Origin of the sequence: Candidatus Clostridium stratigraminis (assembly GCF_045310675.1) — a bacterium.
Taxonomy (GTDB): domain Bacteria; phylum Bacillota; class Clostridia; order Clostridiales; family Clostridiaceae; genus Clostridium_AT; species Clostridium_AT stratigraminis.
This window is the reverse complement of sequence record NZ_JBJHZZ010000001.1, coordinates 890331-899332: the sequence shown is the minus strand read 5'-3', so window position 1 is coordinate 899332 and position 9002 is coordinate 890331. Positions and strand designations below refer to the sequence as shown.

The following is a 9002-nucleotide window of genomic DNA, read 5'->3' as shown; positions in this document are numbered from 1 at the left end:
CTGTAGAAAGACCTACCTTGAATTTCTTAGCTGTTGGAGTTGTTGGACTTGGTGTTGTTGGATTAGCTTTACATCCAACAAACAATGTTGCAACAACAGCAAAAGTTGCAACTAAAGAAATAATTCTTTTTTTGTTCATTTTATTCCACCCCCAAATTTATTAATATGTTATCGCTTACATACGTAGTATATTACAATTTTATAGCATCCGTCAATATTTTTTCTATATAATTATAGAGAACCTTTAAAAAATTACTATTTTTCTGAAACTAAAATAGAAATAATATTTTCATCAGGTAATGTTTTCATACAACTTTCATAATGTTTTACATGTATTTTCATATTCCTTTTGTTCACTTTGACAAGTTCGTCAAAGTGTAATCCCTAAGTAAAGAATAGAGGCTGGATGATTAGAAGTGAAACAACTTCTAATCATCCAGCCTCTATTTTCCACCTCCTTGAGTCAAATAATAATTCATTATATCCTTAACTTTCGGTACAGTATAATGGCTGCCGCCTTTATTTTTTACATCTTCAACAATCATTGAAACTACAATTTTGGGGTTATCTGTGTTCATACATACAAACCAGCCATTTTCTTTTCCATTTTTATCATCAGCACTAAGCTTATTTAGTTCTGCCGTTCCTGTTTTACCTGCTAAAGCTTGTCCGTTAATTTTTGCCCCATGACCAGTACCTGAAGGATCTTCTATAACTGCAGTAAGATCATCCTTCAATATCTTAATATTATCTTGTGAAAGAACTTTTTCCTTCCAAACTTTAGGGGATATACTGCCGCTGCTTTCAAGCAAGGGTGTCATAATGTTCCCTTCATTCACTAAGGTACTATACATTAATGCTAGCTGAAGAGGACTCACCAACACTTCACCTTGACCATACCCGCTATCTGCAAGCTGCTGGTCGTTATTTATTTTATTATCATTAGCTAACTGAGATTTTGCAAAAGGATATTCTATAGGAAGTTTCTCCCCTAAGCCAAAGCTCTCGGCACTTTTAACAAATTCATCCTTACCAATGTTTAAAGCTGCTCTTGCAAAATAAATGTTATCTGAATGTACAAAGGCATTCTTTAAATTTAATTGTTCAATTGAATCATCTACTCTTGTAATATAGTAGGTTCCCCACGACTTATCCGGCTGCCATTGTTTGCCTTGTATGCTAACTGCCTCATCAGGTTTTAGCTTTCCATTACTTAATCCTACAGCAGCAGTATATAGTTTAAATGTAGAACCTGGTGCATATACGTTTTTAAAGCGATTTTGAAATGGGTCTGGCCCATTTTTCCACGCTGCCTTTTGAGCATTTGTAGCGTAACAAGTAAGTGCATTAGAATCATATGAAGGTGAACTTACCAACGCAAGTACCTCACCACTTTTAGGATCTATTGCAGCTGAGGCACCTGCATCCTTATTCATTGCATTATAAATCTTATTTTGCAAATTAAAATCTATGAAAAGCTTAATGCTTTCTCCATCCTTGGGCTCATTTTTAATAAGAATAATTTTCTCTATTTCCTTATTATCCTTTTGTTTTGATATATATATTTCTGCTCCATCTTTTCCTTTGAGCCTTTTTTCGTAAACCTGTTCAAGTCCAGCTTTGCCTATGGAGCTAGTGCTGCTGTAGCCTTGATCCTTTAAATTTCCCAGTTCTTCTGCAGTTATTGGTCCAATATAACCTATTAGGGATCCAAATGCCTCTCCTCCAGGATAGACTCTTCCTACACCCTGCTGATAAAAAACTCCATCTATTTTTGTTGCCTCTGAAACCTTGCTCTTATCGGAGGATGAGATATTTACAATAGGTACAAATTGGTTAGATTTAGTATTAGCTTTTAATTTATTTTCAATTACTGAAGTATCGATATCTAAAGCTTTCGCTAATTTTTCCGTATTTGCTTCTTTATTAATGATAAATTTACTTGGCTGTAATCCTAAAATATATATAGGTCCATTTTCAGCTAATGCCTTGCCGCTTTTGTCATCTATTTCTCCACGTTTAGCTTTAGAAATTTCTACCCTAACCTTGTCATCAGGTCCTAGACTTGGAAATATCATTTTCTCATCCCATTGTATTGTCCATTGGTTTTTGCTATTAATCTTTTCTCTTACTAAATTCATCTCATAACCAGGAACATTAAAATTACCAGCTACTGTATCCATGGTAATTGAAAATGGAAGCTTAGCATTACTGTTACTATTTTTTGATTTATCATTATTGTCTATTTTAATTGAGATGTTTTTAGCCTCAATTCCATTATAAATATTAGTATATCTATCAATAAATTGCTTTTCGCTGATCTTTTCTTTAGTAGTGCTTGAAAGCATACTATACATTGCCTTAAAGTCTTGCTTTTCCCATTTATCTTTATAGGTTTCAAAGACTTTAGCACCATTATCATCTTTTGATAAAGTAGTAAATAAGTAAACTGCTCCTCCTAAAACTAGTACAGCAGAAATAGAAAGTATAATGATAAGTTTTTTATTTACTCTATTCCTCATTCTTTTCACCTCTCATACATTAAACTTCTCAAACTTAATTAATCTTTTCCTTTATTGTACCAATATATCTATATTGTACCAATACTAATAAATTGTCAATAAAGGCAAACCATATTATTTCTAATTAATCTATCTGTTCTTAAAGGATGTATAAAAATGTGAATTAAAGTTTAATTTAACTAGAACTTTCATTTATATTCTGTTACAATAATCATGGACATGTTGTTATTATTAATTAAGCTTAATAAGCCTTGTACACAATTTAGCAATACTAGGAGGAAACTTTGAAAAAAATATACGGAATTATTTATGCACTACTTTCATCTGCAGCCTTTGGTTTCATGCCAATTTTTGCAAAGATTATTTATAATAATGGAAGCAATACACTTACAGTTATTAGTTTAAGATTTTTATTGGCAGCACTAATGTTATATATATTTTTTATATTTGCGAAAGTAGATTTTAGAGTTAACAAAACTCAATTTATAATATTGGCATTAATAGGATTAATAGGGTATACCTCAACTGGTTTAACTTTATTTTATTCCTATAATTATATAACAGTAGGTCTTGCTACAACTATGCATTTTGTTTATCCAGCTATTGTTATTATATTAAATTATTTTATATATAAAGAATCCTTTACAAAGAACAAAGTAATTGCACTACTTGTATCTATAACGGGAGTTTATATTCTTATTGGTGTAAAGGCCGAAGGGCTTCATATAGGCGGTGTCATCCTTGCAATAGCTTCAGGCTTTTGCTATGCTGCCTGTGTTATGGGTATGAACAATAAGGAAATTAAAAAACTTAGTAATTTAGTTACAGTATTTTATTTCTCACTTTTCGCAGGAGTTTCTTTAATCATCTTTACCTTACTTAGTGGGAAATTTATTTTTCCACTAAACACTGAAACTGCAACTTCAATTATCGGTATTTCATTAATTTCAACAATAGTTTCTATTGGTTTATTCGTAAAAGCATTAAAAATAATAGGAGCCTCTTCTACATCAATTCTAGGAACCTTTGAACCTATTGTGAGCATAATTATGGGTATTATATTGTTTAATGAGAAATTAACTATAACCCTAATTATTGGAACTATATTAATACTTGCCTCAGTAATTATACTTTCAAAAGAAAAACAAAGTACAGTATAAAGATGCTGTACTTTGTTTATTTAATAGGTAAACTATCCTTCATCAACTAACTTATCAAAACCGACTCCGCCCCAAACTGATGTTATTGATATTACATTTACAAATGCTTCTGGGTCTGCAGTAGTTATGAATTTCTTAATTAACATAGCCTCTTTAGGAGAGCAAATAGTTTGAAGCTTTAGTCTTTTTTCATTTTTGTATCTACCTTTAACTTCATAACTGGTTACTCCCTTAGCTATCTTATGCAAAATATAATCTGCAATTTGATCATATTTTTCGCTGATTATTTCAATCTGAACTTTTTTTGAACTAAAGCCAAACATTACAGCATCAATAACCCTAGTAGTAATAATTTGTGAAATAATGGCATATAATGCTATATTTTTATTATATATTATAGCTGAAGCTGCAATTATTAGTCCGTCAATTCCAAGAAGTATTTGGCTTATACTTATGAAATTTAAAATCCTTTTATTTAAAATTTTTGCAATGGTATCTGTTCCTCCAAAAGAAAATCCTCGTTTAAATACGAGACCAATGCCTATGCCATAGATTATTCCAAAATATACTGAAGCAAGCAGCATATCATGTTGAATAAAAATATAATTAGAATTCTCCAATTCAATTAAAATCAGAGGAAAAGCAATAGATAAAGTTATTATTTTTAAAGCTTCTTTTTTTCCTATTGTTATGTAGGAAACAATAAGAATAAGCACGGATAAGGCATAATATATGTAAGTGTATTTAATATAAATAAACTTCTCAAGAATGATTGAAATTCCTGTTATACCACCCGTTATTAATCCATTTGGCTTCAATATTGAAGTTATTGAAAAAGCAGTTAAGACGCAACCAATAGTTACAAGTATAATGTCGGATAAAAAATCTTTATTATTTTTTTTACTCATTTTTAATCACCTTTTTCTAGTCTTAGCTTGTCCCTTATACAGTATAAATAATAATTCAAATAATTTAAACATATTTTATAAAAATTTTTTAAAAATAAAAAAGACCATTACCAATATTAATTTTACCGATAATGATCTTTTTAAATAATTATTGTACAATTATTATTTTCTTCTTTAACAATATTTTAACTACCTCATAAAGTGCATCACAGTAGCTTACTTGAAACTCAGAATCTGCTGCTGAAATCTTCACCTTATATTTTCCACTTACTACTTCAGGCGTTGGAAATTCACTAGTAAAGTTCTCAATTATTTCTATAAGGTCACCTACTTTTATATCATAGCCATATTTTAAAAGCATGCTGTCTTCGTCCTTCATGCCCTTACTATATTCATCTCTAACATAATCCTTAGTAAGACCTGTTACCAATGATAATAGGGAAATTCTTTCATCTAAATCTATTTCCCTTAATTGAGCTCCATTTACATGCTGCTTCATATTTTCTCACTCCCTTTATAATATTTTATTTTATAGTATCAACTATTAGAATAAATTGTCAATATACATAATATTATAATATTCCTTTGTTCTTTTATTTTCAATACTTTTAAGAATTACATTATTAATTAAATTTTACATATTGCATTCTATATATTCCCACTTATAATTAATTATGGTATAATATATTATAATGATATCATTTTGATATCACTAAATATTTTTAGGAGGTTTACCTTATGGACGAAAAAGAAATTAAAACAGGTTCAGGTATTACAATGTTCTTCATAACTCTATTGCTTCTAATTCTTTCAATAGTACTTTTTATAATAGGTGTTGTATCAGCATCAACCTTTGGTGTTTTCTGTATAATACTATCAATAGTTGGATTTATCGGTTTTTTGCTTATGCTACCAGGCTTCTTTGTTATTCAGCCTAATTCTGCTGCAGCTCTAGTGCTTATGGGTGATTATAAAGGTACCATAAAATCTTCTGGCTGGCATTGGGCTAATCCTTTTTTTACAAAGAAAAAAGTGTCTCTTCGCTCTAGAAATCTTAATGGTGAAAGACTAAAAGTTAATGACGAGATGGGAAATCCAATTGAAATTGCCGCAGTTGTTGTATGGAAGGTACAAAATACTGTAGAAGCTCTATTTAATGTTGAAAATTATTCAGAGTTTGTGAAAGTTCAGAGTGAATCTGCTATAAGGCACTTAGCTGGGATGTATCCTTATGACATAACTGATGGAGTAAAAGAACTTTCTTTAAGGGGCAGCGCAGATGAGGTTTCAGAAGCCTTAAAAAAAGAACTTCAAGAAAGATTAGGCAAAGCTGGGGTTATTGTTGAAGAAGCTAGGTTAAGCCACTTAGCTTATGCCCCTGAAATAGCTGCTGCAATGCTTCAAAGGCAGCAGGCTACTGCAATAATAGCAGCAAGACAAAAGATAGTTGAAGGTGCAGTAGGAATGGTGGAGATGGCTATTAACAAATTAGGCGAAAATAAGGTTGTGGAACTAGACGATGAGAGAAAAGCTGCTATGGTAAGTAATCTTATGGTTGTTCTCTGTGGCGAAAGATCTACTCAGCCAGTTATTAATACCGGCACTCTTCATAATTAGGAGTTAGATATGTCTGATAAAAAGACTGTACTGCTAAGACTAAGCCCTAAAGCTTGGGAAGAAATAAATAGGTGGGCCGAAGAAGAATTCAGATCTGTTAATGGACAAATAGAATATCTTTTAACTGAGGCTATAAAAAAAAGAAATAAGTCCTTTTTAAAGGATGAAGAAAAATAAGCCACAACTCTGACATGTAGTGTCGCAAAATATATTATTAATAAAAATATATACAATCTATAAAAAATATTACATTAGATACTCGCTGTGAAAGAAGTTCAACGTTTAGAATAGCCACAAAACCTAATGTTTCGTTAATTTATTTCTTTTAAAAAATACTTAGGCTTTGTGGCTATATTTTTATATCTGTTTTTACATCTATTTTTATTTTTCAGAATATGATAATATTAGATAAACTAGTTTGAAAAGTGCGGTAATTAATAATTGTCAAATAAGTATTAAGAAATACTAGGAGGTATTCATGCGACTACTTAGCACTCTTAAAAACATTATAAATAAACTTTATGCAAGTACTAAACGCTTTCCTCTTTCCATATTTTTTTCAATCCTAATAGCTGCTCTTCTTATTATAATAGCTGAAACAAAACCTATAAGCAACACGCTTGGAAGAATCACCATGACCTTTTCACTTGGAATTCCCCTTACACTTTGCACAAGGCTCTACTTTGAAAAGAAAAATGTATCTAATATTTTAAAAACTTCAATAATATATTGTTTAAATATTGTTTTTCTTATTTTTTATTATCTTTTATTTTTAGATAATCTAAAAATGACAGCAGTAAATAGATACATAGCTATAAGTCTTGCGCTTTACCTTATCTTTCTATTTATTCCGTATTTTTATAGAAAGGCAAATTTTGAAAAGTACGTTATTACATTACTTTCTGCATTTTTTTTAACGGTTATCTATTCTGCATTTATGTATGCTGGTCTTTCTGCAATTCTATTTGCTATTGATAAGCTTATTGGTATAAAAATTCTAAGTAAATATTATTATTATTCCTTTATTATGGTAACTTTTATATTCGCAGTACCATATTTTCTTGGTATGATACCTTTAGATAGGGAATCAGTAAATATAAGGACCTACCCAAAAGCTTTGAGAATTTTATTATTATATATTATCATGCCCCTCCTAACAGTTTATACAGCCATTTTATATATATACCTTGGTAAAATAATTGTAACAAAAATTTGGCCAATCGGCATGGTTTCAAATTTAGTACTATGGTATTCAGTTATTGCTGCAATTGTATTATTTTTTATAACTCCCTTTAAAACTGAAGATAAATGGGCAAGCTTATTCTATATGGCAGTTCCAAAAGTATTACTTCCAATCCTAATAATGATGTTTATATCTATTGGTATAAGAGTAAATGCATATGGAATAACAGAAAGACGCTATTATGTTATAGTTTTAGCCATTTGGGTTCTATGCATAATGCTTTATTTTAATTTTTCAAGGAAAATAAAAAATATATTACTTCCAATAAGCCTTTGTTTTTTAAGTATAATCTCAGTATTTGGGCCTATAAGTAGTTTTTCAGTTTCAAAAATGAGCCAAAATGAAAGATTTCAGAAAATATTAATTAAAAACAATATGCTTTTAGCAGGAAAAATAAAAAGTTCCTCAAGTGTTTCAAATGAAGATAAAATTAATCTAAGCAGCATATTAAGCTACTTTAATAATTATCACAGCTTTGTAGATATGAAATATTTACCTGCTTCCTTTAAAATTGATGATATGCCGGATGTTTTTGGATTCTCATATGAATATCCTATGAGTGAGTATAGTGAACAAAACTATTTTTATATACAAAGCTCTCAAAAAGCCTTAAATATAATGGGCTATGACTACCTTTTTGACATGAGGTCCATGAATAGTACCCAAGATGCCCTATTAACTTCCAAATATGATTATGAAACAGGAGAATTAAAATTAATCAGTGGTGGAAAAACAATTTACCAAAAAAATATAAATAATATTTCCAAAGAAATAATTAGTAAGTACAGCTCTAATACAAAGGAAACTGTACTATCTGAGGAGGAAATGACAATAAGTGATGAGAATGACAAGGTAAAAGTTAAAATTGTCCTTTCAAGTATATCCGGAAATAGGGATGTCAGCAATCAGAAATTTGATGCTAAAGGAAATGATTTTTATTTTCTTGTTAAACTAAAATAATAAAAAGCTGCTATTACATTGCTTCCCTTTGTAATAGCAGTTTATTTATCTCATAGTATACTTCCATCCAATTGTAAACTCGTGTAATTCTATCATTTAAAGGCAGCCTGTTATAATTTGTATCTAATAAAATTACTGTAAAGCCAGCCTCAGAAAGTTCAACTGCGTTTTCGTAGCTGTCTTCAATAAATAGGTCGCAATTTAACTCTACAGCTTTATTTACCTTATGGTGGGTTCCTAGTAGAAATAAATTATCGAAGGGTATTCCATTTTTTCTTAAATAGCCATAGGTAAGCATTTTAAGAGATTTCTCTCTAGCAGTTACAAAATAAATATTGTGCTTAAAATGTAATTTTCTTAAAATATCATTAACATTAGCTCTAAGCTTTTGAGTTGAGTGAAGCTCCCATTTATTTTTTTCATAAAACTCTTCATATTCCTCATCTGAAATCTCATAAACCTCACTAATATAGTAATCTGTAACCTGTTCCTCTGTAATATTTTTATTAAAGTATTTGTTCGCCAAGTTTAAAAAATAATACGGATCTGTTATAGTCCCATCAATATCTATGCATATATTTAAGTTTTTCAT

Annotated in this window: 8 protein-coding genes; 4 read left to right on the top strand and 4 right to left on the bottom strand. The window is 30.0% G+C overall.

The features are described 5' to 3' along the window. Window positions 1-443: 443 nt before the first annotated feature. Window positions 444-2522, bottom strand: coding sequence for a penicillin-binding transpeptidase domain-containing protein (locus ACJDUG_RS04390; RefSeq protein ID WP_406768665.1), 2079 nt, complete (start codon window positions 2520-2522; stop codon window positions 444-446). Between the two features lie 284 nt (window positions 2523-2806). Between ACJDUG_RS04390 and ACJDUG_RS04385 the strand changes: the two genes are divergently transcribed. Next, window positions 2807-3682, top strand: a complete 876-nt coding sequence (locus tag ACJDUG_RS04385) for a DMT family transporter (RefSeq protein WP_406768664.1) — start codon at window positions 2807-2809, stop codon at window positions 3680-3682. A gap of 32 nt (window positions 3683-3714) precedes the next feature. Here ACJDUG_RS04385 and ACJDUG_RS04380 read toward each other — a convergent pair whose 3' ends face one another. Together ACJDUG_RS04380 and ACJDUG_RS04375 are read right to left on the bottom strand one after the other, a co-directional pair. Then, window positions 3715-4590, bottom strand: a complete 876-nt coding sequence (locus ACJDUG_RS04380; protein WP_406768663.1) for a YitT family protein — start codon at window positions 4588-4590, stop codon at window positions 3715-3717. Between the two features lie 148 nt (window positions 4591-4738). Further along, complete coding sequence (locus tag ACJDUG_RS04375; RefSeq protein ID WP_406768662.1) at window positions 4739-5089, bottom strand: hypothetical protein; 351 nt, start codon at window positions 5087-5089, stop codon at window positions 4739-4741. 239 nt (window positions 5090-5328) lie between these two features. Here ACJDUG_RS04375 and ACJDUG_RS04370 point away from each other — a divergent pair, with 239 nt between their 5' ends. The 3 genes from ACJDUG_RS04370 to ACJDUG_RS04360 all read left to right on the top strand — a co-directional run bounded on the left by ACJDUG_RS04370 (window position 5329) and on the right by ACJDUG_RS04360 (window position 8410). Continuing rightward, entirely contained in the window at window positions 5329-6207 is an 879-nt protein-coding gene (locus ACJDUG_RS04370; protein ID WP_406768661.1) for an SPFH domain-containing protein, read from the top strand. A 9-nt stretch (window positions 6208-6216) separates the two neighbouring features. After that, window positions 6217-6384 (top strand): type II toxin-antitoxin system antitoxin, encoded by a 168-nt coding sequence (locus ACJDUG_RS04365; protein ID WP_406768660.1) that lies wholly within the window; start codon window positions 6217-6219, stop codon window positions 6382-6384. 301 nt (window positions 6385-6685) lie between these two features. Then, window positions 6686-8410, top strand: coding sequence for a DUF4153 domain-containing protein (locus tag ACJDUG_RS04360; RefSeq protein WP_406768659.1), 1725 nt, complete (start codon window positions 6686-6688; stop codon window positions 8408-8410). 13 nt (window positions 8411-8423) lie between these two features. On the opposite strand, the gene ACJDUG_RS04355 is transcribed toward ACJDUG_RS04360, so the two are convergent. After that, complete coding sequence (locus tag ACJDUG_RS04355) at window positions 8424-9002, bottom strand: 5' nucleotidase, NT5C type (protein ID WP_406768658.1); 579 nt, start codon at window positions 9000-9002, stop codon at window positions 8424-8426.

Excerpts from the sequence above, each read along its gene's own strand:
- ACJDUG_RS04390 (WP_406768665.1), bottom strand. The coding sequence starts at position 2,522 with ATGAGGAATAGAGTAAATAAAAAACTTATCATTATACTTTCTATTTCT.
- ACJDUG_RS04380 (WP_406768663.1), bottom strand. The coding sequence starts at position 4,590 with ATGAGTAAAAAAAATAATAAAGATTTTTTATCCGACATTATACTTGTA.
- ACJDUG_RS04375 (WP_406768662.1), bottom strand. The coding sequence starts at position 5,089 with ATGAAGCAGCATGTAAATGGAGCTCAATTAAGGGAAATAGATTTAGAT.
- ACJDUG_RS04370 (WP_406768661.1), top strand. The coding sequence starts at position 5,329 with ATGGACGAAAAAGAAATTAAAACAGGTTCAGGTATTACAATGTTCTTC.
- ACJDUG_RS04365 (WP_406768660.1), top strand. The coding sequence starts at position 6,217 with ATGTCTGATAAAAAGACTGTACTGCTAAGACTAAGCCCTAAAGCTTGG.
- ACJDUG_RS04360 (WP_406768659.1), top strand. The coding sequence starts at position 6,686 with ATGCGACTACTTAGCACTCTTAAAAACATTATAAATAAACTTTATGCA.
- ACJDUG_RS04355 (WP_406768658.1), bottom strand. The coding sequence starts at position 9,002 with ATGAAAAACTTAAATATATGCATAGATATTGATGGGACTATAACAGAT.